Origin of the sequence: Listeria innocua (assembly GCF_028596125.1) — a bacterium.
Classification (GTDB): Bacteria; Bacillota; Bacilli; order Lactobacillales; family Listeriaceae; genus Listeria; species Listeria innocua.
Genome location: NZ_CP117229.1, coordinates 1,627,926 through 1,653,796, shown reverse-complemented (window position 1 = coordinate 1,653,796; position 25,871 = coordinate 1,627,926). Strand labels below are relative to the sequence as shown.

Here is a 25,871-nt window from a genome sequence, read left to right as displayed (position 1 = left end):
AACTAATTTATTCCCTTTTTAGTAGTATTAAAACCAATTTTTGCGGTATGATAGATAAGAGAAGGAGGCGGATTATGAAAATCACGTCCATAAGTGTCCAACAAAAAAACAAAGAACGCTATAACATTTTTATTGATGAAAAATATAATTTTAGTGTGGATGAAGAAGTTTTAGCCCGCTACCAACTAATGAAAGGAAAAACGTTAACTGAGGCTGATATAGAAGAAATAAAACAAGCAGATATGGTCCGGAAAGGTCTTAATAAAGCAATCAATTTCTTATCACATCGCGTCCGTTCGGAAAAAGAAATTCGCGATTATTTAAGAAAGCAAGAAATGGAACCTTTCGCAGTAGATGAGATTTTAAAAAAATTAGCTGATATGGATTATATTAACGATGTCGAATTTGCCGAACTATACACAAAAACACAAATCAAAACAACACTAAAAGGACCGCGAACAATTGAGCGTGAGTTAGTTGAAAAAGGTTTAACAAGAGAAATTATTAGTCAAGTAATGGAAGAATATGCAAGTGATATTCAGCTCGAAAATGCCACCAAACAAGCGATGAAAATCATGAAACGAAACAACAAAAGTGCAAAGAAAATGCTACAACAAAAAATTATCACTGATTTAATTCAGAAAGGCTATTCTAGCGAAGTAGCGAAAATGGCTGCAATTGAAGCTACAAGTGAGTTAGATGTGGCGGATGAAGCAGACATTTTACAAAAACAAGTTGAAAAAACAATTCGTAAAAATAAACGCTATAAACCAAGCATCGCCAAGCAAAAAACGATCACATCGCTAATGCAGAAAGGTTTTTCTTATGATACAATTCAATCATACCTAACTGAAAATGAAATCAGTTTCGAGGAGGAAGAGTGAATTGTATACGTATTTAGATGAACTAACGGCGGAATTGATGGCTAAAAATCCGCATTTAGATAAAGAGCAAGCCTTGTGGTGGATTGAAATGCTTTGGTCAGATTTCGAAAGTTCCTATGCAAAAGCAGGTTACCCATACCGTGGCCCTGAGTACGCAGCGGATTATGTTCGCCAACAAATCGAGCGTCACGGTAGCTTTTTACATCAAGTAGAACGAAAAGACCCAAACAAATAGGAGTGAACAAAGTGAAAGTAAGAGGATTTGAAGTAGTTAATGAAGCAAGTAGAAAATTTCCAGAACAAACCATATCGCTACCAATACGCGGCGACAAAGGTTCAGCTGGCTATGATTTCTTCTCCAATGAAACAAAAACTATTGCACCAGGAGAAAAACATATTTTTTGGACAGACATTAAAAGTTATATGCAAGAAGATGAAGTTTTAAATATCCACGTGCGTTCTTCTATCGGCATTAAAAAAGGTTTATTGCTGTGTAACGGTACTGGCATAATCGATTCTTCTTATTATAGTAACCCAGGTAATGACGGGAATATCGGAATTGCAATTAAAAATTTCTCTTCAGACCCAGTAGAAATTGAATCCGGTGAACGTGTTGCACAAGGCGTTTTCCAAAAATACTTAGTAGCAGATACTGACATCGTTGCAAACGAATCACGCGTTGGTGGGGTAGGAAGTACTGGTAGATAAATAAAAAAGACCCGGAATCCCGGGTCTTTTTTTAAATACTAACAGGTGCTAGTTTTTTGTATAATTTTTCAGTTGAAAAAATCCAACCAGTGTAAGATGAAATGATCTTCAAGTCATCATCTAATTTAACTACTGCTACGAATGGGTAATGCCCATTACTTCGATAACGCAAATCAGTAAAAGTAACATAGGTGCCATCTAGTTTTTCTTCAATGCGCCAATTGTACACTTTGGAGAATGAGATGAAAGCAGCTAGGTTTTTATCTTTTTTCGCAGAACGAATGATTTCATTATCAGGAACAGGTAGCCGATCAAATTTTTCATAAATGGAGATATTTCGTTTGAAAGCTCGACCTACGTAGTAATGATCTTTGGTTGTAACCGCCACACGCCACTGAAAGAAATGGATAGTGGACGCGATAATGATTTCTTCTGAATCGGGAATTAAGTTTTGAACCGCATGTTTGATCATCCGCTGCGTCACAAATCTTGCCACGTAATAAAGTGCCAAAATAATGTAGAGCGTGACAAACGTAGGAACTGCTGGTGAACCTAATAGCCAAACCGCAATAGCAACGACATGAGAGCCGAAAATGAACCAATCAAAAGTATTGATAAATCCAAAAGCAACCCATGTCTCTTTAAACGGTCTAATAGCTTGCGTCCCGTATGCGTTGAAAATATCAACAAAAATGTGTAACCCAACCGCTATAAACGTCCATAATAATAAATGAATAAACGTGGCTGCTGGGAAAATTAAATACAAAATGGATGAAATAAGTAATGGCCAAATGGCAAGCATCGGCAAGGAATGCGTGATTCCTCGATGATTTCTAATATAATCAGCGTTATTTTTAAGTTTTAATACTGTGTCAATGTCAGGAATCTGTGAACCAATAATTGTTGCTGTCATAATACCAATGGCAGCTTGAGAACTTCCGGCAACTACCGGGTCTACGGTTGCTAACGCTCCGAGTGCAATTCCCATTACTACATGTGTGCCAGTATCCAATGACTTTGCCTCCTCTAAAATCGGTCTTTAAAAATACAAGTGGTGCTGCCTGAGAAAGCACAACACTATTCAATTAAGCCAGCTTTCGGTATAATAGAAAACGGCTTAAGAATGGGTATACTATTTTATTCCCTGTTTACATTATACTACACATCCGGAGTATCACACATTAGAAATCTATTAGAATTACGAGGGGAAAATGAGAAAAATGAAGAGACTAACATGGGATGAAACAAAAATAACTGCTTTTCAAGAAGCACTCGTTTCCTGGTATGAAGCGAATAAACGCATTTTACCTTGGCGCGAAAATACTGAACCTTATAGAATTTGGGTCTCAGAAATCATGCTTCAACAAACAAAAGTCGATACTGTGATTCCTTATTTTAATCGCTTTATGACTCAATTTCCGACAATGGAAAGTTTTGTTAATGCAGATGAGGCAGACATATTAAAAGCATGGGAAGGATTAGGTTATTACTCGCGTGTTAGAAATCTTCAAACCGCGATGAAACAAGTAATGACTGATTTTTCTGGAGAAGTACCAAGTGATTTAACCACTATTTTATCACTTAAAGGTGTCGGACCATATACGGCAGGAGCTATTCTAAGTATTGCATATAATCAAGCAGAACCAGCTGTCGATGGAAATGTGATGCGTGTTATTGCACGAGTTTTGGAAATTAGCGAAGATATTATGAAAGCATCCACACGGAAAATTTTTGAAGAAGTATTGTATCAACTAATCGACCAAGAAAATCCGGCAGCCTTTAACCAAGGATTAATGGAAATTGGCGCGCTCGTTTGTACACCTACAAAACCAATGTGTCTGCTTTGCCCCTTGCAACCTTTTTGCGAGGCGCATAAAAATGGTGTCGAAACCAATTACCCAGTGAAAATCAAAAAAACAAAAACGAAAACCAAAGAATTACTAAGTATTATTGTAATTTCAGACGATGGAAAAATAGCGATAGAGAAACGACCAGAAAATGGCTTACTAGCGAATATGTGGCAATTTCCAACCATTGAAATCGCCAAAAAAGAAAATGATGAGGTAGCAAAACTACAATTTTTACATAATTATGGCTTAGAAGTATCGCTAGAAGAGGAACCAATTGCGCATATCAAACACATCTTTTCTCATTTAGTTTGGAAAATGGACATTCGTGTGGCGAGACTTCGGTCAGCAGTTCCAAATGAAAACTGGCATTTCGCAACAGAAGAAGAAATGAAACGGCTTGCTTTTCCAGTACCATATCAAAAAATGTGGCAAGCTTGGAAAGAATTTAAGGGGGAGTAATAAATGAACAAAGTAGCATTAGTAACAGGAAGTAGTAGAGGACTTGGGAGAGAAATAGCCATTGCGCTTGCAAAAGAAGGTTATGATATTGCAGTAAACTTTTCAAGAAATCGAAAAAAAGCAGAAGAAGTACAACAAGAAATTGAACAATTAGGAAGAAAATGCACTATTTTTAAAGCAAATGTTGGCGACGTAGAAAAAGTGAGAGCTTTATTTAAAGCGGTAGACGAAGAATTTGGTCGATTAGATGTTTTTATTAATAATGCAGCAAGTGGTGTGCTTAGACCAATTATGGAACTAGAAGAATCACACTGGGACTGGACAATGAATATCAATGCGAAGGCGTTATTATTTGCGGGACAAGAAGCAGCTAAATTAATGCAACGTCAAAAAAGTGGTAAAATCATCAGTTTAAGCTCTATTGGTTCGATTCGGTATTTGGAAAACTATACAACTGTTGGCGTATCAAAAGCAGCGGTAGAGTCACTTACTCGCTATTTAGCAGTTGAACTTGCGCCTTTTGGAATTGCCGTAAATGCTGTTTCAGGTGGCTTAATCGAAACGGAAGCACTGAATCATTTTCCAAACCGTGAAGAGTTATTAAAAGATGCCGTAAGTAAAACTCCAGCAGGTCGAATGATTGAACCAAATGATTTAGTCAATGCCGTATTATTCCTTGCTAGTGAAAAAGCAGACATGATTCGCGGGCAAACTATTTTAGTAGATGGTGGTAGAACACTTTTAGTATAGTAAAGTAAAAAGGATAAAAATTAGCTATTTTTCGTAAAAATTGTTCTTTTTTGAGGAAATTATTCCGTTTCAGCACAATATTGTTTTTTTGCAGTCTTGCCTTATGTTATAATAATAATGATTTTGATAGTACATGAGGAAAGTAGGATAAAGGATGTACTTACCCAAAGAGAAAGAAATAATACAGATCAAGAGCTACAAACATAACGGTAAACTTCATCGTACTTGGAAAAAGACAGTGGTGCTTAAATCTACGGAGAATATTATTATCGGTGGAAACGACCACACATTAGTTGTGGAAGCAGACGGACGTAAATGGGTAACGCGCGAACCATCAATTTGTTATTTTCATAGTGATTACTGGTTTAATGTAATTTCGATGATTAGAGAAGATGGCATTTATCATTACTGTAATTTAGGTACACCTTTTGCGGTAGATGAACAAGCGCTGAAGTACATTGACTATGACCTCGATATTAAGGTTTTCCCAGATGGAAGGTTTCATTTGCTTGATGAGGGCGAATATGAACAACACCGTCGCCAAATGAAGTATCCAGACTCAATTGACCGGATACTAAAAACTAATGTAGATGTGCTAAGCCACTGGATTTTGGACAAAAAAGGTCCATTTTCTCCTGATTACATTGACATTTGGTATGAAAAGTATAAAGAATATCGTTAAAAAAACGAGCTTGGAGTTTATCTCCAAGCTCGTTTTTTGTTTATTCTTCATTAACGTTAATATCGATTTGATTTTCTTCTGTATGCCGAAGTTTAAAACTGTGAATTAGTTTTTCTAAATAATCGATTGTTTCTTGATAAGCAAAAACAGAAGCGATAATACGCATTAGATGATATTTATCCATCATGTCTTCATATTCATCTTTTTCTGTTTCTTCCATCTCACGCAGGAAAAGTTGCATTAAATCTTGTGGATCTTGTGCTAAATGTGACTCTACATATTCAAGGTCGATAGAAACTTTGTCAATATAGGTTAGTAAAAGTTGTTCATGTTTATCTGTTAAGTAATCAATATGTTGTCTAATTAATTCTTGTTTATCTGGCGGTAGTTGCAAATAATCATTTTCATAACGGTGTTGGATTTTTAACAGTTCAAAACCTTTTTGAGAGCAAAGCAACATCTGCCTATAAACAGCAATTTTCCGACCTTTTGAAATAGCATTTTTCTTCAGGAAAGTACGCTCTTCTCGGTATAATCCGTATAAGTTACGCGTTTGATTTAACTGTTTTTGCATCCATTCCATATCTTTTTTTAGAAGAGGGAAGTCTGCGGCGTGGCGAAGATTTAGTTTAATCCAGCGTACAATCTCGCTATTAGTATTGTAAATCAACTGGAAAAGAGAAACTTCATATTTCGGTGGTAAAAAGAACAGATTAACGATAAATGCAGCAAGTAAACCTAACATAATTGTCCCAAAACGAATGAGGGCAATTTCTAAAAAGTCATTACCAGGAGAGTCCATGACAATGATTAAGGTAACTACAGCAAGTCCAATCGTATTCTCCAAACGAAATTGCATTAATAAAGCCACACAGATTATCGAAGCAACACCAATTAAAATAAAATCATTACCAATATAAAGTCCGAAAATAATTGCAATGATGGCTCCAATAACGTTCCCTTGTGCCCGTTCTAAAATAGTTCGATATGATCTATAAATAGAAGGCTGGATAGCAAAAACGGCGGAAATGCCTGCCAGAGATGGAGATGGTGAATTGCAAAGCTGGGCAATAAAAAGCGCCAATGTGATTGCAATACCTGTTTTCAAAATTCTAGCTCCGAATTTCATGGAAGGTTATTCCTTTCTATAGACTATTTGAGCGGGATTTTTAAGTTTTCCCGCTCATTCTTCTTCTATTATAACGTTTCTCTCAAGTTTATACAGTAATATTACCTATTTACCTTGAACCAATTTGCCAAAAACAGTATCAACTGCTTGAATCGTTTCTAAAATATCTGCCTCGGAATGCGCGGAAGTAATGAACCAAGCTTCATATTTTGACGGTGCCAAGTTAATCCCTTCTTCTAGCATACCCTTAAAGAAGCGACCGAATAAATCTCCATTTGTAGCCCCAGCTTCAGCATAATTAGTCACAGGCTCATCTGTAAAGTAAACAGTAAGTGCTCCGACAATTTGGTTGACTGTAACTGCGATACCATGTTTAATAGCTGCTTTTTCAATGCCTTCTTTTAACATCGAACCATATTTTTCAAAACGATCATAAAGGCCTTCTTCTTGTAAAACTTCTAAACAAGCAATACCAGAAAGAATAGAGGCCGGATTACCTGCATGAGTTCCAGCTTGATATGCCGGACCAAGTGGAGCGACTTTTTCCATAATATCTACTCGACCACCGTAAGCGCCAATCGGAAGACCGCCACCAATAATTTTACCCATCGCAGTCAAATCTGGAATAACACCTAAATAATTTTGAGCACCACCATACATAAAACGGAACGCCGTAATAACTTCATCATAAATAACTAAAGAGCCATTTTCATGTGCAAGTTCATTCACGGCCTCTAAAAAACCTTCCGCGGGAGCAACCATTCCAAAATTCCCAACGATTGGTTCTACTAAAACAGCAGCAACTTGATCTCCCCAAACAGCTAATGCTTCTTTGAAAGATGTAAGATCGTTAAATGGAACTGTAATAACTTCCTCCGCTGTTGATCTTGTTACTCCAGCTGAATCTGGAATACCGAGAGTAGAAGGGCCAGAACCAGCTTCCACTAGCACTAAATCAAAATGCCCGTGATAACAACCGGCGAATTTAATAATTTTATCTCGTCCAGTATAAGCACGAGCCACACGAATAGTAGTCATAACCGCTTCCGTTCCAGAGTTTGTAAACCGAACTTTTTCAAGAGAAGGAATGGCCTCTTTTAACATTTTTGCAAAAGTTATCTCGTGTTTCGTAGGAGTACCGTACAAAACGCCATTTTGCGCCGCTTTTGTAATCGCTTCTGTAATATGAGGATGCGCATGCCCAGTAATAATTGGTCCAAATGCAGCTAAGTAATCAATATACTTATTACCATCTACATCATAAAAATAAGCTCCATTAGCCCGTTCCATTGTTACAGGAATACCACCGCCAACTCCTTTATTTGACCTAGATGGGCTATTAACCCCGCCAACTATATGTAAAAGTGCTTCATCATGCAGTATTTTTGACATTGAATGATCCATTTCGTCATCTCCTCAAAATTTTAATACCTTCTATATTCTATGCGAAAAAGTGAGATGCCGCAATCGAAAAAACAATATTATTGCTGATAAATGAAAAAAAGCATAAAATTAAAGTATAGCTAAAGAGAGGAAGTGAGGCAGAATGAAAGTTTTGTTTACACTAGATGTACCCGAACGCCTTAAAAATTTACAAGCGGAAAAATTTCCGGACGATACCTTCTATTTTGAAAGTATTGATCATTTTACCAATTTAGGCGAAGTGGATGTCATCATCACATACGGATCTAACATTACTGAAGAAAAAATAAAAAAAGCTACTAATTTGAAACTAATAATGGTATTTTCTGCCGGAGTAGATAGCCTACCAACAAAAATTATCCAAGAACAAAAAATAAAAGTTGCTAATGTAAGAGGGATTCATGCAATACCAATGGGAGAATATGCCTTATCATTTATGTTATCTCACGTAAAAAAAGCAGCTTTCTTCTATAAAATGCAAAAAGAAGAAAAATGGGCAAGCGAAGAACCTATAACTGAATTAGCAGGAAAAACATTAGTGGTGGCAGGTACTGGAGCAATCGGAGCAAAAGTAGCAGAATTCGCTCAAGCTTTTGATATGGAAGTTATAGGGATTAATACTACTGGCCATCCAGTAAAACCATTTAGTAAAACATATGCCATGACTGACTTGGAAAAAGTAGCTCCCTTAGCCGATTTTTTCGTAAGTGTTTTGCCACAAACAGAAGAAACCTCAGGCATTTATCAGTTATCCTTTTTTGAGAAAATGAAAACTAACGCCGTATTTATTAATATTGGAAGAGGAAGCGCAGTAGAATTAGAAACTTTAGAACGAGCTTCAAAAGAAGAACAAATCGCTCATTTTTATCTAGATGTTTTACCAGAAGAGCCACTGCCTGCAGAAAGCTATCTATGGCAAGCGAGCAATGTAACAATTACCCCGCATGTATCTGGTCATTCTGATAAATATTTGGATCGTAGTTTTGAGATTTGGTTTGAAAATATAAATCATTTGAAAGAAAATACAAAATTACGTAATGAAATTGATTTAAATAAAGGCTATTAAGCTACAAATTATGCCATTCTATTGACAGTTAAGCGTTATTTCCGGTATTATGAATATAATAATTATTTTTGGAAGGGAGTGCATGGCGGTGTCTAATGCAACTCTAAAAGAGGCAGTAGATGTCTTAAAGAAAACAGGAGTAAGAATCACTCCTCAGCGTCATGCTATACTTGAATTCTTAATTAACTCACATACACACCCAACCGCAGATGATATTTATCGGTCTTTAGAAGGAAACTTCCCAAACATGAGTGTAGCAACGGTATATAATAATTTGCGCGTTTTTCGAGATGCCGGTCTAATTAAAGAATTATCCTATGGCGATGCATCTAGTCGATTCGATTTCTCAACTTCTAACCACTACCACGCAATTTGTAACGTATGTGGAAAAATAGTAGACTTTCATTATCCAGGCTTAGATGAAGTAGAACATTTCGCAGCCCACGTAACTGGCTATGAAATTGATAATCACAGGCTGGAAGTATATGGAACATGTCCAGAATGTAAAGAAAAACAATCAAATAATTAAACAAAAACACTTAGCCTAGCTAGGTGTTTTTTATGTTTTTAGTACTTTTTTTCATTTTTATTTAATTTTATGCATAATTCGGTTGACATATATCTCAAAACTTGATATATTAGTTTTCGGCGCTACAATAGCAGTGATTTAAAAGAATTTTATTCATAAAATAAATTTAAAAAGTTGTTGACAGATAGTTGCTTAAATGATATGATTTAAAAGTCGCAAAAAACAAACGAAAACATTCGCACATCAAGGATGAAAGCGACTAACTGACCTTTGAAAACTGAACAAAGAAGAAGACGAAAAGCAATGAGACGTAAAGTCTCACTGGTAATCGCAGGGCAGAAAACAGAAAGCTGTTTTCAACAAAAACAAACTAGTAATTTAATTGCTAGCGAAGTCAATTTGACGCAAGGAATCTTATTCACGGTGTTGAATAAGTATTCAAATTCAATTTATATTTTAAAGAGAGTTTGATCCTGGCTCAGGACGAACGCTGGCGGCGTGCCTAATACATGCAAGTCGAACGAACGGAGGAAGAGCTTGCTCTTCCAAAGTTAGTGGCGGACGGGTGAGTAACACGTGGGCAACCTGCCTGTAAGTTGGGGATAACTCCGGGAAACCGGGGCTAATACCGAATGATAGAGTGTGGCGCATGCCACGCTCTTGAAAGATGGTTTCGGCTATCGCTTACAGATGGGCCCGCGGTGCATTAGCTAGTTGGTAGGGTAATGGCCTACCAAGGCAACGATGCATAGCCGACCTGAGAGGGTGATCGGCCACACTGGGACTGAGACACGGCCCAGACTCCTACGGGAGGCAGCAGTAGGGAATCTTCCGCAATGGACGAAAGTCTGACGGAGCAACGCCGCGTGTATGAAGAAGGTTTTCGGATCGTAAAGTACTGTTGTTAGAGAAGAACAAGGATAAGAGTAACTGCTTGTCCCTTGACGGTATCTAACCAGAAAGCCACGGCTAACTACGTGCCAGCAGCCGCGGTAATACGTAGGTGGCAAGCGTTGTCCGGATTTATTGGGCGTAAAGCGCGCGCAGGCGGTCTTTTAAGTCTGATGTGAAAGCCCCCGGCTTAACCGGGGAGGGTCATTGGAAACTGGAAGACTGGAGTGCAGAAGAGGAGAGTGGAATTCCACGTGTAGCGGTGAAATGCGTAGATATGTGGAGGAACACCAGTGGCGAAGGCGACTCTCTGGTCTGTAACTGACGCTGAGGCGCGAAAGCGTGGGGAGCAAACAGGATTAGATACCCTGGTAGTCCACGCCGTAAACGATGAGTGCTAAGTGTTAGGGGGTTTCCGCCCCTTAGTGCTGCAGCTAACGCATTAAGCACTCCGCCTGGGGAGTACGACCGCAAGGTTGAAACTCAAAGGAATTGACGGGGGCCCGCACAAGCGGTGGAGCATGTGGTTTAATTCGAAGCAACGCGAAGAACCTTACCAGGTCTTGACATCCTTTGACCACTCTGGAGACAGAGCTTTCCCTTCGGGGACAAAGTGACAGGTGGTGCATGGTTGTCGTCAGCTCGTGTCGTGAGATGTTGGGTTAAGTCCCGCAACGAGCGCAACCCTTGATTTTAGTTGCCAGCATTTAGTTGGGCACTCTAAAGTGACTGCCGGTGCAAGCCGGAGGAAGGTGGGGATGACGTCAAATCATCATGCCCCTTATGACCTGGGCTACACACGTGCTACAATGGATGGTACAAAGGGTCGCGAAGCCGCGAGGTGGAGCCAATCCCATAAAACCATTCTCAGTTCGGATTGTAGGCTGCAACTCGCCTACATGAAGCCGGAATCGCTAGTAATCGTGGATCAGCATGCCACGGTGAATACGTTCCCGGGCCTTGTACACACCGCCCGTCACACCACGAGAGTTTGTAACACCCGAAGTCGGTAGGGTAACCTTTATGGAGCCAGCCGCCGAAGGTGGGACAGATAATTGGGGTGAAGTCGTAACAAGGTAGCCGTATCGGAAGGTGCGGCTGGATCACCTCCTTTCTAAGGAAAAGGAAACCTGTGAGTTTTCGTTCTTCTCTATTTGTTCAGTTTTGAGAGGTTAGTACTTCTCAAGTATGTTTGTTCTTTGAAAACTAGATAAGAAAGTTAGTAAAGTTAGCATAGATAATTTATTATTTATGACACAAGTAACCGAGAATCATCTGAAAGTGAATCTTTCATCTGATAGGAAGTATCATCGCTGATACGGAACATCAGAAAAACAACCTTTACTTCGTAGAAGTAAATTGGTTAAGTTAGAAAGGGCGCACGGTGGATGCCTTGGCACTAGGAGCCGAAGAAGGACGGGACTAACACCGATATGCTTTGGGGAGCTGTACGTAAGCGTTGATCCAGAGATTTCCGAATGGGGGAACCCACTATCTTTAGTCGGATAGTATCCTTACGTGAATACATAGCGTGAGGAAGGCAGACCCAGGGAACTGAAACATCTAAGTACCTGGAGGAAGAGAAAGAAAAATCGATTTCCTGAGTAGCGGCGAGCGAAACGGAAAGAGCCCAAACCAAGAAGCTTGCTTCTTGGGGTTGTAGGACACTCTATACGGAGTTACAAAAGAAAGTTATAAATGAAGCGGTCTGGAAAGGCCCGCCAAAGACGGTAACAGCCCGGTAGTTGAAATGGCTTTCCCTCCAGAGTGGATCCTGAGTACGGCGGAACACGTGAAATTCCGTCGGAATCCGGGAGGACCATCTCCCAAGGCTAAATACTCCCTAGTGACCGATAGTGAACCAGTACCGTGAGGGAAAGGTGAAAAGCACCCCGGAAGGGGAGTGAAACAGTTCCTGAAACCGTGTGCCTACAAGTAGTTAGAGCCCGTTAATGGGTGATAGCGTGCCTTTTGTAGAATGAACCGGCGAGTTACGATTTGTTGCAAGGTTAAGCGGAAAAAGCGGAGCCGTAGCGAAAGCGAGTCTGAATAGGGCGCATAAGTAACAGGTCGTAGACCCGAAACCAGGTGATCTACCCATGTCCAGGATGAAGGTAAGGTAATACTTACTGGAGGTCCGAACCCACGCACGTTGAAAAGTGCGGGGATGAGGTGTGGGTAGCGGAGAAATTCCAATCGAACTTGGAGATAGCTGGTTCTCTCCGAAATAGCTTTAGGGCTAGCCTCGAGGTAAAGAGTCATGGAGGTAGAGCACTGTTTGGACTAGGGGCCCTTCTCGGGTTACCGAATTCAGATAAACTCCGAATGCCATGCACTTATACTCGGGAGTCAGACTGCGAGTGATAAGATCCGTAGTCGAAAGGGAAACAGCCCAGACCACCAGTTAAGGTCCCCAAATATATGTTAAGTGGAAAAGGATGTGGGGTTGCTTAGACAACCAGGATGTTGGCTTAGAAGCAGCCACCATTGAAAGAGTGCGTAATAGCTCACTGGTCGAGTGACCCCGCGCCGAAAATGTACCGGGGCTAAACATATTACCGAAACTGTGGATGAACCTCTTCGGAGGTTCGTGGTAGGAGAGCGTTCTAAGGGCGGTGAAGTCAGACCGGAAGGACTGGTGGAGCGCTTAGAAGTGAGAATGCCGGTATGAGTAGCGAAAGAAGGGTGAGAATCCCTTCCACCGAATATCTAAGGTTTCCTGAGGAAGGCTCGTCCGCTCAGGGTTAGTCGGGACCTAAGCCGAGGCCGATAGGCGTAGGCGATGGACAACAGGTAGAGATTCCTGTACCAGTGCTAATTGTTTAACCGATGGGGTGACACAGAAGGATAGGGAATCGCACGAATGGAAATGTGCGTCCAAGCAGTGAGTGTGAGAAGTAGGCAAATCCGCTTCTTGCGAAGCATGAGCTGTGATGGGGAAGGAAATTAAGTACGGAAGTTCCTGATTTCACGCTGTCAAGAAAAGCCTCTAGGAAGAGTAGTACTGCCCGTACCGCAAACCGACACAGGTAGATGAGGAGAGAATCCTAAGGTGAGCGAGAGAACTCTCGTTAAGGAACTCGGCAAAATGACCCCGTAACTTCGGGAGAAGGGGTGCTCTATTAGGGTGCAAGCCCGAGAGAGCCGCAGTGAATAGGCCCAGGCGACTGTTTAGCAAAAACACAGGTCTCTGCAAAACCGTAAGGTGACGTATAGGGGCTGACGCCTGCCCGGTGCTGGAAGGTTAAGAGGAGTGCTTAGCTTCGGCGAAGGTACGAATTGAAGCCCCAGTAAACGGCGGCCGTAACTATAACGGTCCTAAGGTAGCGAAATTCCTTGTCGGGTAAGTTCCGACCCGCACGAAAGGCGCAACGATCTGGGCACTGTCTCAACGAGAGACTCGGTGAAATTATAGTACCTGTGAAGATGCAGGTTACCCGCGACAGGACGGAAAGACCCCGTGGAGCTTTACTGCAACCTGATATGGAATGTTTGTACCGCTTGTACAGGATAGGTAGGAGCCGAAGAGACGTGTGCGCTAGCATACGAGGAGGCAATGGTGGGATACTACCCTGGCTGTATGACCATTCTAACCCGCCACGCTAAGCGCGTGGGGAGACAGTGTCAGGTGGGCAGTTTGACTGGGGCGGTCGCCTCCTAAAGAGTAACGGAGGCGCCCAAAGGTTCCCTCAGAATGGATGGAAATCATTCGCAGAGTGTAAAGGCACAAGGGAGCTTGACTGCGAGACTGACAAGTCGAGCAGGGACGAAAGTCGGGCTTAGTGATCCGGTGGTTCCGCATGGAAGGGCCATCGCTCAACGGATAAAAGCTACCCCGGGGATAACAGGCTTATCTCCCCCAAGAGTCCACATCGACGGGGAGGTTTGGCACCTCGATGTCGGCTCGTCGCATCCTGGGGCTGTAGTCGGTCCCAAGGGTTGGGCTGTTCGCCCATTAAAGCGGCACGCGAGCTGGGTTCAGAACGTCGTGAGACAGTTCGGTCCCTATCCGTCGCGGGCGCAGGAAATTTGAGAGGAGCTGTCCTTAGTACGAGAGGACCGGGATGGACACACCGCTGGTGTACCAGTTGTTCCGCCAGGAGCATCGCTGGGTAGCTATGTGTGGCAGGGATAAACGCTGAAAGCATCTAAGCGTGAAGCCCCCCTCAAGATGAGATTTCCCATTTCTTCGGAAAGTAAGATCCCTGAAAGATGATCAGGTAGATAGGTTTGGAGTGGAAGTGTAGCGATACATGGAGCGGACAAATACTAATCGATCGAGGACTTAACCAAAAAATGAAACGAAGTTACCTAACTGAACCCTTTCTTCTCTAGTTTTGAGAGAGCAATCTTTCAACAACTGCATATTGTCTGGTAGTTATGGCGAGAAGGTCACACCCGTTCCCATCCCGAACACGGTAGTTAAGCTTCTCTGCGCCAATGGTAGTTGGGGGCTTCCCCCTGCGAGAGTAGGTCGCTGCCGGGCAATATTATTTCTGGAGGTTTAGCTCAGCTGGGAGAGCATCTGCCTTACAAGCAGAGGGTCAGCGGTTCGATCCCGTTAACCTCCATTTTTTATGCCGGCTTAGCTCAGTTGGTAGAGCAACTGATTTGTAATCAGTAGGTCGCGAGTTCGACTCTTGCAGCCGGCACCATTAATATTATCTTTATAATAATACATATTTTTATTGTAGAGAGCCGTTAGCTCAGTTGGTAGAGCATCTGACTTTTAATCAGAGGGTCGCTGGTTCGAACCCAGCACGGCTCACTTTTGCGGGTGTGGCGGAATTGGCAGACGCACCAGATTTAGGATCTGGCGCCGCGAGGCGTGGGGGTTCAAGTCCCTTCACCCGCACTTATTATAAAATATGCGGAAGTAGTTCAGTGGTAGAACATCACCTTGCCAAGGTGGGGGTCGCGGGTTCGAACCCCGTCTTCCGCTCCATATTTTATAGCAACGCCGGGGTGGCGGAACTGGCAGACGCACAGGACTTAAAATCCTGCGGATAGTGATATCCGTACCGGTTCGATTCCGGTCCTCGGCACTTATATTTGCGCCCATAGCTCAACTGGATAGAGTACTTGACTACGAATCAAGCGGTTAGAGGTTCGACTCCTCTTGGGCGCACTTTATTAAACGGGAAGTAGCTCAGCTTGGTAGAGCACTTGGTTTGGGACCAAGGGGTCGCAGGTTCGAATCCTGTCTTCCCGATTGTTTCATCTTTTATAATGGGGCCTTAGCTCAGCTGGGAGAGCGCCTGCTTTGCACGCAGGAGGTCAGCGGTTCGATCCCGCTAGGCTCCACTTACTTCACATTTAATCACATAATTAGAAAGAAAATGGTAGCCTTATTATTATGGCGGCGTAGCTCAGCTGGCTAGAGCGTTCGGTTCATACCCGAGAGGTCGTGGGTTCGATTCCCTCCGCCGCTATTTTCAATCTTGGACCTTTAGCTCAGTTGGTTAGAGCAGACGGCTCATAACCGTCCGGTCGCAGGTTCGAGTCCTGCAAGGTCCACTTGTCACTTTATTATTATCATGGAGGAATACCCAAGTCTGGCTGAAGGGATCGGTCTTGAAAACCGACAGGCGGGTAATACCGCGCGGGGGTTCGAATCCCTCTTCCTCCGTTTTTTCACTTGTGATATGTGGACTAAATTAAATATTATTGTCGCGGGGTGGAGCAGTCTGGTAGCTCGTCGGGCTCATAACCCGAAGGTCGTAGGTTCAAATCCTGCCCCCGCAATAGTGGTTCCGTGGTGTAGGGGTTAACATGCCTGCCTGTCACGCAGGAGATCGCGGGTTCAAATCCCGTCGGGACCGCCATTATGGCTTGGTAGCTCAGTTGGTAGAGCACTTGATTGAAGCTCAAGGTGTCGGCAGTTCGATTCTGTCCCAAGCCATTCTTTTTAAACATTTTTGCCTTATGGCGGATATGGCGAAGTGGTTAACGCACCTGATTGTGGTTCAGGCATTCGTGGGTTCGATTCCCATTATCCGCCCTTTGTTTTTAAATTTTATTATGCGGGTGTAGTTTAGTGGTAAAACTACAGCCTTCCAAGCTGTTGTCGTGGGTTCGATTCCCATCACCCGCTTTTTACCATAAAATTAGATTTACTAGGGGCCTATAGCTCAGCTGGTTAGAGCGCACGCCTGATAAGCGTGAGGTCGATGGTTCGAGTCCATTTAGGCCCATTTTATTCCACAGTAGCTCAGTTGGTAGAGCAATCGGCTGTTAACCGATCGGTCGCAGGTTCGAGTCCTGCCTGTGGAGTTATTCTTTCAAAAAGAGAATAGATTTTTTATATCTGGGGAAGTACTCAAGTGGCTGAAGAGGCGCCCCTGCTAAGGGTGTAGGTCGCTCGCGCGGCGCGAGGGTTCAAATCCCTCCTTCTCCGCCAGATATGGCCCGTTGGTCAAGCGGTTAAGACACCGCCCTTTCACGGCGGTAACACGGGTTCGATTCCCGTACGGGTCATCTAAAAAACAATGTCGAACATCGACATTGTTTTTTTTTAGTAAGTTTTTCGGAGGTGTGTTATGGGGGCAAAAGGGAAGTTTTGGATTTTAACGATGGTTGTAGCTATATCTGGATTATCTCAAGGTGTTTTACTGCCACTTATTGCGATAATTTTAGAAGAAAAAGGGGTAAGTGCTGGAATAAATGGGTTTCATGCAACAGGAATTTACTTAGGTGTTTTACTGGTTTCTCCATTTATTGAGGCACCTTTACATAAATATGGTTACAAGCCTATAATATTAGTTGGCGGAGGGCTTGTTGCGATTGCAATATTTGCTTTTCCTATTTGGTTTAATTTATATTTTTGGTTTATATTGCGATTGCTTATTGGTATTGGGGATCATATGTTGCATTTTTCTTCGCAGACATGGATTGGAGCAATGAGTGATCCTAGTAAGCGTGGTCGGAATATGGCTATTTATGGTTTGTTTTTCTCTGTAGGATTTGCGATTGGGCCACAGTTGGTGAATTTGGCAAAAGTAAATGCAAACTTGCCTTTCTTTTTGTCAGGTATTTTAGTATTGATTGCTTGGAGCCTTGTTTGGTTTATTCGAAATGATTTCGTGGGAGAAAAGGCTGTTATTCGGAAAATTTCTTTTTGGGGAAGTATAAAACGCTTTTCGGGCGTATTTAAGATGGCTTGGGTTGCGATGATTCCACCGTTTTTGTATGGGATTCTTGAAACCGGACTTAATGCGACATTTCCAGTTGTAGGGTTGCGAGACGGGCTTGATACAATGATGATTGCGATGATTATTTCTTCTTTTTCAGTTGGGACGATTATTTTTCAAGTGCCGATTGGGATTATTAGTGATAAATTTGGTCGGGGTAAAATGTTACCGCTTTTGACTGGAGCAGGGGCTGTGGTTTTTGTATTAACAGCGTTTGTTAAGATACCTATTTTCTTTGTGATATTTTTCTTTATTTTGGGGATATTGCTAGGCTCGCTTTATTCACTAGGGTTATCTTATATGACTGATTTGACGCCGCTTGAACTACTTCCGGCTGGAAATATTTTGGTAGGAATGTTCTTTAGTTTAGGGAGTATTATTGGTCCGAGTGCAACGGGGATGATGATAGGGATTTTTGGAAATCAAATATTTTATTTTGTGGTCGCTGGAATCCTTTTGCTAGGCTGTTTATTATTAGCTTTGGGAGGACGGAAGGAAGCACATTGAAAGAAAATAAAAATTTAATGATTGACAGTTTTTAGTTGCAAGTGGTATGATGATTTCAATCCAATTTAAGTGATTAAAAAAACCAAATAAATTACTCTTATTATGAGTGGTAGAGGGACTGGCCCGTTGAAACCCAGCAACCTTTCAATTCGTTGAAAAGGTGCTAAATCCTGCGAAGTGTGATGCTTCGAGAGATAAGAGAGACTTAAAAAGTTTCACTGTATTTGTGTATCGAAACTTCCAAACCTCTCTAGTTCTCTAGGGAGGTTTTTTATTGGCAAAAAATTGAGAGGATAAGGTGATAGGTATGGTAAAGGCGATTAGTTCAAACTTGGGGTATCCGAGACTTGGGGAGAAACGTGAATGGAAACGTGCGCTAGAAAAGTTTTGGAATGGTGCGATTTCAGAAGAGGAATTATTGGCGGAAACAAAAGCTCTAAGATTACATGCGCTAAAGAAACAACAAGATAAAGGAATTGATTTGATTCCAGTTGGTGACTTTAGTTTTTATGATCAAGTGCTAGATACGAGCGTTACATTTGGGATTATTCCAAAACGTTTTCAACATGATGGTGGGAAGGTTTCGCTAAATACATATTTTGATATTGCGCGTGGTAAGAGTGACGCGGTTGCTTCTGAAATGACTAAATGGTTCAATACTAACTATCACTACATCGTGCCAGAACTTGCTGAAGCTGATCCTAAAGTATTAGATAACCGGGCGCTTTACTACTACGAAGAAGCGAAAAACGAGCTTGGGATTGAAGGGAAGCCAGTACTAGTTGGTCCAGTTACTTATTTAAAACTTGGAAAAGGTAGCGATGCAGAAAGCTTTGAAATATTATTAGATAAATTTATTCCAGCGTATATTGAAATTTTGAAAGAGCTTGAAACTGCTGGTGCTACGTGGGTTCAAATTGACGAACCTTATCTTGCAACTAGTTTTGATAAAAAAGAAATTGCTTTATTTGAAAAAGTATACAAAGCGTTTCATGATGCTGTACCAAACTTGAAAATAGAGTTACAAACTTATTTTGAAAGTTTGGATTATTATGAAGAGGTTGTTAATTTGCCAGTTGCGGCGGTTGGAATTGATTTTGTTCATGATCACGGCGATTCGATTAAAGCGTTGAAAGCTCACGGATTTCCGCAAAATAAATATTTAGCGGCTGGGGTGATTGATGGTCGAAATGTTTGGCGCAGTGATTTGGATGCGAAATTGGCACTCCTTACTGACATCGCTCATTATGTGGCGGAGGATAAATTGATTGTCCAACCATCGAATTCATTATTACATGTACCAGTAACAAAACTAAGCGAACCGGATTTAGATGAAGTGATTCTAGGCGGCTTATCATTTGCTGATCAAAAATTAGATGAAATTGCTATTTTAACGAAAGCTTTAACAGAAGGTGAGGAAAGTGTGGCTGCTGAGCTAAATGAAGCTCGTGAGGCTGTAAAAGCGCTTAATGAATCAAGCCATCGAAATAATTTAGAAGTTCAAGCGGCGATTGCTAATTTAGAAAATGTTCGGGTTGACCGAGAATTACCATTTGCAGAACGAATCAAATTACAACATGAATGGCTCAAATTACCACTGTTTCCAACAACGACTATCGGAAGTTTTCCACAGTCACCAGAAGTTCGGAAAACACGTGCAGATTGGTTAAAAGGAAATATCACCGATGCAGAATATAATGCATTTATTGAAAAAGAAACTGCTCGCTGGATTAAAATTCAAGAGGATTTAGATATCGATGTGTTAGTTCACGGTGAATTTGAACGAACTGACATGGTAGAATATTTTGGACAAAAATTAGCTGGCTTCCAAGCAACTAAATTTGGGTGGGTGCAGTCTTATGGTTCGAGAGCGGTTCGTCCACCACTTATCTACGGGGATGTTGCTTTTACAGAGGAAATTACAGTGAAAGAAAGCGTCTATGCCCAGTCGTTAACGAAGCGCCCAGTGAAGGGGATGCTAACGGCGCCAGTAACAATCATCAATTGGAGTTTTGTCCGTGATGATGTGCCGGAAAGTGTTGTTGCGAATCAAGTTGGTCTCGCGCTTCGTAAAGAAGTAGAAGCACTAGAACGTAATGGCATTAAGGTTATCCAAGTGGACGAGCCAGCTTTACGTGAAGGTTTACCATTGAAACAAGCGAGATGGCAAAAATATTTAGATGATGCGGTATATTCATTTAAATTAACAACTGCTTCGGTTCAAAATGATACGCAAATTCATACTCATATGTGTTACTCGGACTTTGATGACATTATTGATACAATCAGTGCTTTGGATGCCGATGTGATTTCGATTGAAACCTCAAGAAGTCATGGGGAAATTATTTCGACATTTGAAGAAGTGACTTATGATAAAGAAATTGGACTGGGTGTTTATGATATTCATAGCCCGCGAGTTCCAACTGTTTCAGAAATTCAAGATAATATCCGCCGTGCGTTACGTGCAATTGATGCAAAACAATTTTGGATTAACCCGGATTGTGGTTTGAAAACGCGGAAAGAGCCTGAAACAATTGCAGCACTTCAAGATATGATTAAAGCGACTAAAGAAGTTCGTGCGGAATATCAAGTATTAGAGAAATAAAGGAATGGAGGAGAGGTAATTATGGCAAAGCTGAAACAAGAGACGATAGCAGCGCAAATTGGAAATAGAAAGTGTGAAAGAACGGGTGCTGTCAATATGCCAGTCTACTTCTCTACAGCTTACCAGCATGCCGATCTTGGGGTATCAACGGGATATGATTATACTAGAACGGGAAATCCAACGCGAGATGCTTTACAAGAAGCACTTGCGGAACTAGAGAATGGCACGCATGCATTTGCGACGAGTTCTGGGATGAGTGCGATTCAATTAGTCTTTCAGCTATTTAAAACGGGTGAACATATTATAAGTTCGCAGGATTTGTACGGAGGGACTTTTAGATATTTTGAACAGTTTGGAGCGCAATATCAGATTGGTTTTTCTTATTGGGACGGGGCGAATGTGAATGATTTGGAAAAATTGGTTCGCCCGGAAACAAAAGCAATTTTCATCGAAACGCCGACTAATCCATTGATGCAAGAAACAGACATTGCTAGTGTGTCTCGGTGGGCACATGCGAATGATTTACTTGTTATTGTAGATAATACATTTTATACACCTGTTTTGCAGCAACCATTAACTTTAGGCGCAGATATTGTTATTCATAGTGCGACGAAGTATCTTGGTGGACATAACGATGTGCTGGCAGGCGCGGTTATTGTTAAAGAGGAATGGCTTGGAAAATTCTTTTTTGATCAGCTAAATGCAACGGGTACTGTGTTATCGCCATTTGATAGTTGGCTTTTGATTCGTGGTCTGAAGACGCTTGTTTTACGAGTGAGACAGCATCAGGCAAATGCGGAGAAAATCGCTGCGTTTTTGGAGGAGCATGAGTTAGTGGAGGAAGTGCGCTATCCGGGCCGCGGGGGAATGATTAGTTTCTTTATTAAGGATGCAGCGCTCGTATCTCCACTTTTAAAAGAGCTTGAGTTGTTTACTTTTGCGGAAAGTTTAGGTGGGGTAGAGAGTTTGATTACTTATCCAACAACGCAAACTCATGCCGATATTCCAGTGGAACTTAGAAATTCTTATGGGCTCACAGATAAATTATTACGAATTTCGGTTGGAATTGAAGCTAGTGAAGATTTAATTGCTGATTTATCTAAAGCGCTTGATGCGGTTTTGAAAGGGGTGACCGCTCGTGGCTAAGGATTATGGGCAAGATACAGCTGTAATTAAAGCTAGTTTAGGAATCGATAAAGAAACAGGTGCACTTAATACACCCATTCATTTATCGTCTACATTTCATCAACATGATTTTGATAATTACCATACTTATGATTATGCAAGAAGTGGCAATCCAACGCGGGAAAAAGTGGAGCAAGCGATTGCAGAATTAGAAGGTGGCACGAACGGTTTTGCTTTTGCAAGTGGTATGGCTGCTGTTTCTGCGGCACTTTTCACACTATCTAAAGGGGATCATTTTATTATTTCAAAAGATGTGTATGGTGGAACTTTTCGTTTGGTTGAGCAAGTGTTGCCGAGGTTTGGGATTACGCATACTTTTGTTGATACGACAAATATTGATGAAGTTGCGAAGGCATTTCAAGCGAATACTAAGTTAGTTTACTTGGAAACGCCATCTAATCCGCTACTACATGTGACGGACATTCGGACTGTTTCTAAACTTGCGAAAGCGAATGGTTGCTATACGTTTGTTGATAATACTTTTTTAACACCTCTTATTCAAAAACCGTTAGAGCTTGGAGCAGATTTAGTTATCCACAGTGCGACGAAATTTCTTGGCGGTCATAGTGATATTTTGGCAGGACTTATTGTTACTAATAACCCGGATTTGGCTGAAGCTATTTACTTTTTGCAAAATTCAACTGGTGGGGTTCTTGGGGTGCAAGATTCTTGGCTGTTGCTTCGTGGACTTAAAACGCTATCTGTTCGGATGAAAGCTGGGACGGAAACTGCGGAAAAAATTGCTTTGTTTTTAAATGCGGAACCAGATGTAGTCGCGGTGCATTATCCTGGGTTACCATCCCATGCAGGCTATGAAATTCAAGTGGAACAAGCCACGAGTGGTGGAGCTGTTTTGTCTTTTGATCTTGGTAGCGAAGAAGCTGTGCGCGAGCTCGTAAATCATTTGGAGTTACCGGTATTTTCCGTGAGTTTAGGTGCGGTTGAGAGTATTTTATCTTATCCTGCTAAAATGTCTCATGCTGCTGTTCCAGAAAAGGAGCGTTTGGCGCAAGGAATTACACCAGGATTATTACGTTTTTCAGCGGGGCTTGAGGATGCAGATGATTTGATTGCTGATTTAAAACAAGCACTTTCGTTCATTAAGAAAGGAAGTGTCGCGAAATGAATTTAAGAAAAGATTTAAGCGAAAAAGTATTAATTGCAGATGGTGCGATGGGCACTTTGCTTTATTCCTACGGGGTGGACCGTTCGTTTGAAGAACTGAATTTATCTCATCCGGAAGATATTGTAGCGATTCATAAGGCTTATATTGGTGCTGGTGCGGATATTATTCAAACTAATACTTACGGAGCTAATTATATTAAACTCGCTCGATATGGTCTTGAGGATGAAGTGAAGCGAATTAACCAAGCCGCCATTCGGTTAGCAAAGGAAGCGGCGAGAGGGACTGGGACGTATATCTTTGGCACGATTGGCGGGATAAATGGTGCTGTGGATGCAAGACTTCCGGCGGCTCCTCTAGAAGAAATTAAGCGTAGTTTTCGGGAGCAGTTATACTGTTTTTTGTTAGATGGTGTGGATGCAATTTTGCTTGAGACATATTATGATTTAGATGAACTTAAAACGGTGCTGAAAATTCTCCGTGAGACGACTGATTTACCTGTCGTGGCAAATGTATCGATGCATGAACCAGGTATCCTGCAAAACGGGAAAAAATTACCAGATGCGCTGGAAGAACTTATTGCGCTCGGTGCAGATGTGGTTGGTATCAATTGCCGACTTGGACCATATCATATGGCGCGTGCTCTTGAAACAGTACCACTTTATGATAAGGCATACTTAGCTGTTTATCCCAATGCGAGCCTGCCAGAAGTGCAAGAAGGGAAAGTCATTTATCAGTCAGATACAGATTATTTTGAGCATTACGGGGAAGTTTTTCGACAAGAAGGTGCACGAATTATTGGTGGCTGTTGCGGAACGACTCCAGATCATATTCGGGCTTTACGTAAAGGATTAGAGAGCACTAAGCCCGTTTTGGAAAAAGAAGTTCGACCGATTTTGGAGCTTGTTCCTGAAGAAGTGGAGGACGAGGAGTCTGGTGAGCGTTTACTTGATAAGGTGAAGGAACGGTTGACGATTTTAGTAGAACTTGATCCACCTCGGACTTTTGATACATCGAAATTTTTTGAAGGAGCTAAGGCGCTGGATGAGGCTGGAGTTGACGCGATTACGATTTCGGATAATTCACTAGCGACTCCGAGAATTAGTAATATGGCGCTGGCTTCCATTTTGAAACATGAGTATGGCATTAAGCCGTTGATTCATTTGACGACGCGGGACCATAATTTAGTTGGGATGCATTCGCATGTGATGGGATTTCATAAGCTAGGTCTCCATGATGTGCTTGCGATTACTGGTGATCCGACTAAAGTAGGTGATTTCCCAGGAGCATCCTCGGTGTTTGATTTAAGATCGGTGGAGCTCGTTCAACTGATTAAAAAGTTTAATGACGGTATTTCATATACAGGAAAATCGTTGAAGGAAAAAGCGCGGTTTCATGTTGGCGCAGCGTTTAACCCCAATGTGCTTAACTTAGAAAAGGCGGTTCGATTAATTGAACGAAAAGTAGAATACGGCGCGGATTATATTATTACGCAGCCCATTTATGATGTAAATAAAGCTGTTTTACTTAAAGAAGCTTTGCAAAAGGCAAATATTGATGTGCCGCTTTTTATCGGGGTTATGCCATTACTTTCAAGTCGAAATGCAGAATTTCTTCATAATGAAGTTCCGGGCATTCGCTTGACTGATGGGGTTCGGGAACGGATGAGAGAAGCGGAAGAACACGGTCACGCAAATGAAGAAGGCATGGCGATTGCGCGTGAATTAGTTGATGCTATTTGTGAGCATTTTCAGGGGATTTATATTATTACGCCATTTTTACGATATGATTTGTCGATTGAACTTGCGAAATATGTTCAAAATAAACAACAATTACAAATTGCTTCCAAATAAAAAAACTGGTTGTCCTAATGACAACCAGTTTTTTACATGAATAAGTTTCTAGATAATAGGCTTAAAAGATAAGCGAATGCTAGTGTAATTCCAAAGATAGTTAAAGCTTTAGAAGTAGATTTCATTGCTGGAACCATTGTGATAGGTGAAGTTTTTCCAATGAATCGACGAACCGCACGAATGGCTTCTGGCAAACTAAGTAGAATTAATAGTGTCCACCACGGAGCATCTTGGGTAAAGATAAGGGCGATTTCAAATACATAACTGAACAGAAAAGCAGCTGCGAAAAGAACGGTTGCCCATTTACGACCAAGTAAAATAGCTAAAGTTAAACGACCATTTTTCTTATCAGGAACTAAATCACGAATACTATTGGCTAGTAACAAGTTTCCAACAAGTACCATTATTGGAATGGAAACGTAGACGATAAACGAACTAATAAATTCCGCTTGGATGTAGAAAGAAATAAAAGTAATAATTCCTCCCATAAAGAACCCTGCCATAATTTCACCAAACGGCGTATAAGCAATTGGGTAAGGTCCGCCTGTATAAAGAAAGCCAACAAGCATACAAATTGCGCCAAGTAAACCGACGTACCAATTTAATTCAATGGATAGATAAACGCCACCGAGGATCGATAAAATGTATAAAAAGATTGCTAGGAACAATATAAAACCTGGGCGCATACCATTACGAACGATAGCACCACCATTTCCAACCGAATGTTCATCGTCTTGTCCTTTTTTATAATCAAAATATTCATTGAATAGATTGGCTGATGTTTGAATGAAGAAACAAGCAATTAGCATGACGATAAAACGTGTAAAATGAAAACTGGTATAGCTCATTGCGACGGAGGTTCCTAAAAATACCGGAACAAAAGAAGCTACAAGCGTATGAGGGCGAAGTAACGACCACCATTTTTGAAATCCAGTTTGTTTTGTAAGTGCAGATTTTGAGGCATTAGCCATGTTTTTCTCTCCTTTTTCACTTCCATATGTTTCAGATGTCTACCCTTCATTTTAGGGAATTAATTGA

17 protein-coding genes, 21 tRNA genes, 3 rRNA genes and 1 riboswitch are annotated in these 25,871 nt (G+C 41.4%); of the genes, 37 read left to right on the top strand and 4 right to left on the bottom strand.

The annotated features are described in order from the left end of the window. The first annotated feature begins 74 nt into the window (after positions 1 to 74). The 3 genes from recX to PQQ29_RS08795 are packed head-to-tail and all read left to right on the top strand — an operon-like array spanning position 75 to position 1,592. Entirely contained in the window at positions 75 to 884 is an 810-nt protein-coding gene (recX, locus tag PQQ29_RS08805; protein ID WP_010990961.1) for a recombination regulator RecX, read from the top strand. Between the two features lies 1 nt (position 885). Further along, complete coding sequence (locus tag PQQ29_RS08800) at positions 886 to 1,119, top strand: YfhJ family protein (RefSeq protein WP_003730568.1); 234 nt, start codon at positions 886 to 888, stop codon at positions 1,117 to 1,119. Between the two features lie 11 nt (positions 1,120 to 1,130). Then, a complete protein-coding gene (locus PQQ29_RS08795) occupies positions 1,131 to 1,592 on the top strand; it encodes a dCTP deaminase/dUTPase family protein (RefSeq protein ID WP_010990960.1) in 462 nt (153 codons plus the stop codon). Between the two features lie 31 nt (positions 1,593 to 1,623). Here the strand turns inward: PQQ29_RS08795 and PQQ29_RS08790 are convergent, their stop codons facing one another. Next, a complete protein-coding gene (locus tag PQQ29_RS08790) occupies positions 1,624 to 2,604 on the bottom strand; it encodes a metal-dependent hydrolase (protein WP_003762608.1) in 981 nt (326 codons plus the stop codon). A gap of 199 nt (positions 2,605 to 2,803) precedes the next feature. Between PQQ29_RS08790 and mutY the strand changes: the two genes are divergently transcribed. The 3 genes from mutY to ntdP all read left to right on the top strand — a co-directional run bounded on the left by mutY (position 2,804) and on the right by ntdP (position 5,333). Next, the gene (gene mutY, locus PQQ29_RS08785) at positions 2,804 to 3,901 is read left to right on the top strand and encodes an A/G-specific adenine glycosylase (RefSeq protein ID WP_003762607.1); all 1,098 of its coding nucleotides are present in this window, start codon (positions 2,804 to 2,806) and stop codon (positions 3,899 to 3,901) included. 3 nt (positions 3,902 to 3,904) lie between these two features. Beyond that, positions 3,905 to 4,651, top strand: a complete 747-nt coding sequence (gene fabL / locus PQQ29_RS08780; RefSeq protein WP_003768955.1) for an enoyl-[acyl-carrier-protein] reductase FabL — start codon at positions 3,905 to 3,907, stop codon at positions 4,649 to 4,651. 154 nt (positions 4,652 to 4,805) lie between these two features. Then, entirely contained in the window at positions 4,806 to 5,333 is a 528-nt protein-coding gene (gene ntdP / locus PQQ29_RS08775; RefSeq protein WP_003719986.1) for a nucleoside tri-diphosphate phosphatase, read from the top strand. Between the two features lie 40 nt (positions 5,334 to 5,373). Here the strand turns inward: ntdP and PQQ29_RS08770 are convergent, their stop codons facing one another. After that, positions 5,374 to 6,462, bottom strand: a complete 1,089-nt coding sequence (locus tag PQQ29_RS08770) for an aromatic acid exporter family protein (RefSeq protein WP_003767254.1) — start codon at positions 6,460 to 6,462, stop codon at positions 5,374 to 5,376. A gap of 105 nt (positions 6,463 to 6,567) precedes the next feature. Continuing rightward, positions 6,568 to 7,866: a glutamate-1-semialdehyde 2,1-aminomutase gene (locus PQQ29_RS08765; RefSeq protein ID WP_187984147.1), complete on the bottom strand. Its 1,299-nt coding sequence runs from the start codon at positions 7,864 to 7,866 to the stop codon at positions 6,568 to 6,570. Between the two features lie 142 nt (positions 7,867 to 8,008). Here PQQ29_RS08765 and PQQ29_RS08760 point away from each other — a divergent pair, with 142 nt between their 5' ends. The 31 genes from PQQ29_RS08760 to PQQ29_RS08610 all read left to right on the top strand — a co-directional run bounded on the left by PQQ29_RS08760 (position 8,009) and on the right by PQQ29_RS08610 (position 24,833). Then, on the top strand, positions 8,009 to 8,950 hold the full coding sequence (locus PQQ29_RS08760) for an NAD(P)-dependent oxidoreductase (protein ID WP_010990958.1): 942 nt from the start codon (positions 8,009 to 8,011) through the stop codon (positions 8,948 to 8,950). A gap of 82 nt (positions 8,951 to 9,032) precedes the next feature. Further along, positions 9,033 to 9,479 carry a peroxide-responsive transcriptional repressor PerR gene (perR, locus tag PQQ29_RS08755; protein ID WP_010990957.1) on the top strand — a complete coding sequence of 149 codons (447 nt, stop codon included), beginning with the start codon at positions 9,033 to 9,035 and terminating at the stop codon, positions 9,477 to 9,479. A 455-nt stretch (positions 9,480 to 9,934) separates the two neighbouring features. Further along, positions 9,935 to 11,484 (top strand): 16S ribosomal RNA (locus tag PQQ29_RS08750). Between the two features lie 247 nt (positions 11,485 to 11,731). Beyond that, positions 11,732 to 14,663 (top strand): 23S ribosomal RNA (locus tag PQQ29_RS08745). Between the two features lie 77 nt (positions 14,664 to 14,740). Continuing rightward, a 5S ribosomal RNA gene (gene rrf, locus PQQ29_RS08740) occupies positions 14,741 to 14,856 on the top strand. The 16S, 23S and 5S rRNA genes sit together here with 21 tRNA genes alongside, the layout of an rRNA operon. Before the next feature lie 12 nt (positions 14,857 to 14,868). Then, positions 14,869 to 14,941, top strand: a tRNA-Val gene (locus PQQ29_RS08735). Between the two features lie 8 nt (positions 14,942 to 14,949). Continuing rightward, a tRNA-Thr gene (locus PQQ29_RS08730) sits at positions 14,950 to 15,025 on the top strand. A gap of 40 nt (positions 15,026 to 15,065) precedes the next feature. Continuing rightward, positions 15,066 to 15,138: transfer RNA gene (locus tag PQQ29_RS08725), tRNA-Lys, on the top strand. A gap of 5 nt (positions 15,139 to 15,143) precedes the next feature. Next, positions 15,144 to 15,225 (top strand) — tRNA-Leu (locus tag PQQ29_RS08720). A 15-nt stretch (positions 15,226 to 15,240) separates the two neighbouring features. Continuing rightward, positions 15,241 to 15,315 (top strand) — tRNA-Gly (locus PQQ29_RS08715). A gap of 14 nt (positions 15,316 to 15,329) precedes the next feature. Further along, a tRNA-Leu gene (locus PQQ29_RS08710) sits at positions 15,330 to 15,415 on the top strand. 9 nt (positions 15,416 to 15,424) lie between these two features. Then, positions 15,425 to 15,498: transfer RNA gene (locus tag PQQ29_RS08705), tRNA-Arg, on the top strand. A 10-nt stretch (positions 15,499 to 15,508) separates the two neighbouring features. Continuing rightward, a tRNA-Pro gene (locus PQQ29_RS08700) sits at positions 15,509 to 15,582 on the top strand. 19 nt (positions 15,583 to 15,601) lie between these two features. Then, a tRNA-Ala gene (locus tag PQQ29_RS08695) sits at positions 15,602 to 15,674 on the top strand. A gap of 54 nt (positions 15,675 to 15,728) precedes the next feature. After that, positions 15,729 to 15,802, top strand: a tRNA-Met gene (locus PQQ29_RS08690). Positions 15,803 to 15,813: 11 nt separating this feature from the next. After that, positions 15,814 to 15,887 (top strand) — tRNA-Ile (locus PQQ29_RS08685). A 22-nt stretch (positions 15,888 to 15,909) separates the two neighbouring features. Further along, positions 15,910 to 15,999 (top strand) — tRNA-Ser (locus PQQ29_RS08680). Between the two features lie 42 nt (positions 16,000 to 16,041). After that, positions 16,042 to 16,115, top strand: a tRNA-Met gene (locus PQQ29_RS08675). A 4-nt stretch (positions 16,116 to 16,119) separates the two neighbouring features. Continuing rightward, positions 16,120 to 16,195 (top strand) — tRNA-Asp (locus PQQ29_RS08670). 4 nt (positions 16,196 to 16,199) lie between these two features. After that, positions 16,200 to 16,272, top strand: a tRNA-Phe gene (locus PQQ29_RS08665). Positions 16,273 to 16,298: 26 nt separating this feature from the next. Then, a tRNA-His gene (locus PQQ29_RS08660) sits at positions 16,299 to 16,371 on the top strand. A gap of 22 nt (positions 16,372 to 16,393) precedes the next feature. Next, positions 16,394 to 16,464 (top strand) — tRNA-Gly (locus PQQ29_RS08655). A gap of 26 nt (positions 16,465 to 16,490) precedes the next feature. Continuing rightward, positions 16,491 to 16,564, top strand: a tRNA-Ile gene (locus PQQ29_RS08650). 6 nt (positions 16,565 to 16,570) lie between these two features. Then, a tRNA-Asn gene (locus PQQ29_RS08645) sits at positions 16,571 to 16,643 on the top strand. A gap of 36 nt (positions 16,644 to 16,679) precedes the next feature. Continuing rightward, positions 16,680 to 16,770 (top strand) — tRNA-Ser (locus PQQ29_RS08640). Between the two features lie 5 nt (positions 16,771 to 16,775). Further along, positions 16,776 to 16,847, top strand: a tRNA-Glu gene (locus tag PQQ29_RS08635). Between the two features lie 62 nt (positions 16,848 to 16,909). After that, a complete protein-coding gene (locus tag PQQ29_RS08630; RefSeq protein WP_045553115.1) occupies positions 16,910 to 18,067 on the top strand; it encodes an MFS transporter in 1,158 nt (385 codons plus the stop codon). Between the two features lie 94 nt (positions 18,068 to 18,161). Continuing rightward, positions 18,162 to 18,268: riboswitch (SAM riboswitch) on the top strand. A 106-nt stretch (positions 18,269 to 18,374) separates the two neighbouring features. After that, positions 18,375 to 20,672, top strand: coding sequence for a 5-methyltetrahydropteroyltriglutamate--homocysteine S-methyltransferase (metE, locus tag PQQ29_RS08625; RefSeq protein WP_187984140.1), 2,298 nt, complete (start codon positions 18,375 to 18,377; stop codon positions 20,670 to 20,672). Positions 20,673 to 20,693: 21 nt separating this feature from the next. Continuing rightward, the gene (locus PQQ29_RS08620; RefSeq protein WP_033532951.1) at positions 20,694 to 21,818 is read left to right on the top strand and encodes an aminotransferase class I/II-fold pyridoxal phosphate-dependent enzyme; all 1,125 of its coding nucleotides are present in this window, start codon (positions 20,694 to 20,696) and stop codon (positions 21,816 to 21,818) included. Next, entirely contained in the window at positions 21,811 to 22,983 is a 1,173-nt protein-coding gene (gene metC / locus PQQ29_RS08615) for a cystathionine beta-lyase (RefSeq protein WP_187984139.1), read from the top strand. Before PQQ29_RS08620 ends, metC begins: the two co-directional genes overlap by 8 nt. Next, positions 22,980 to 24,833 (top strand): bifunctional homocysteine S-methyltransferase/methylenetetrahydrofolate reductase, encoded by a 1,854-nt coding sequence (locus PQQ29_RS08610; RefSeq protein ID WP_112119931.1) that lies wholly within the window; start codon positions 22,980 to 22,982, stop codon positions 24,831 to 24,833. The genes metC and PQQ29_RS08610 overlap by 4 nt, the downstream gene beginning before the upstream one ends. A 32-nt stretch (positions 24,834 to 24,865) precedes the next feature. Here the strand turns inward: PQQ29_RS08610 and PQQ29_RS08605 are convergent, their stop codons facing one another. After that, positions 24,866 to 25,804: a 1,4-dihydroxy-2-naphthoate polyprenyltransferase gene (locus PQQ29_RS08605; protein ID WP_003767239.1), complete on the bottom strand. Its 939-nt coding sequence runs from the start codon at positions 25,802 to 25,804 to the stop codon at positions 24,866 to 24,868. Between the last annotated feature and the right edge of the window lie 67 nt (positions 25,805 to 25,871).

What these genes read in the sequence shown, in the direction of transcription:
- recX (WP_010990961.1), top strand. Translation starts at nt 75, where the DNA reads ATGAAAATCACGTCCATAAGTGTCCAACAAAAAAACAAAGAACGCTAT.
- mutY (WP_003762607.1), top strand. Translation starts at nt 2,804, where the DNA reads ATGAGAAAAATGAAGAGACTAACATGGGATGAAACAAAAATAACTGCT.
- fabL (WP_003768955.1), top strand. Translation starts at nt 3,905, where the DNA reads ATGAACAAAGTAGCATTAGTAACAGGAAGTAGTAGAGGACTTGGGAGA.
- ntdP (WP_003719986.1), top strand. Translation starts at nt 4,806, where the DNA reads ATGTACTTACCCAAAGAGAAAGAAATAATACAGATCAAGAGCTACAAA.
- PQQ29_RS08770 (WP_003767254.1), bottom strand. Translation starts at nt 6,462, where the DNA reads ATGAAATTCGGAGCTAGAATTTTGAAAACAGGTATTGCAATCACATTG.
- PQQ29_RS08765 (WP_187984147.1), bottom strand. Translation starts at nt 7,866, where the DNA reads ATGGATCATTCAATGTCAAAAATACTGCATGATGAAGCACTTTTACAT.
- PQQ29_RS08760 (WP_010990958.1), top strand. Translation starts at nt 8,009, where the DNA reads ATGAAAGTTTTGTTTACACTAGATGTACCCGAACGCCTTAAAAATTTA.
- perR (WP_010990957.1), top strand. Translation starts at nt 9,033, where the DNA reads ATGGCGGTGTCTAATGCAACTCTAAAAGAGGCAGTAGATGTCTTAAAG.
- PQQ29_RS08630 (WP_045553115.1), top strand. Translation starts at nt 16,910, where the DNA reads ATGGGGGCAAAAGGGAAGTTTTGGATTTTAACGATGGTTGTAGCTATA.
- metE (WP_187984140.1), top strand. Translation starts at nt 18,375, where the DNA reads ATGGTAAAGGCGATTAGTTCAAACTTGGGGTATCCGAGACTTGGGGAG.
- PQQ29_RS08620 (WP_033532951.1), top strand. Translation starts at nt 20,694, where the DNA reads ATGGCAAAGCTGAAACAAGAGACGATAGCAGCGCAAATTGGAAATAGA.
- PQQ29_RS08610 (WP_112119931.1), top strand. Translation starts at nt 22,980, where the DNA reads ATGAATTTAAGAAAAGATTTAAGCGAAAAAGTATTAATTGCAGATGGT.
- PQQ29_RS08605 (WP_003767239.1), bottom strand. Translation starts at nt 25,804, where the DNA reads ATGGCTAATGCCTCAAAATCTGCACTTACAAAACAAACTGGATTTCAA.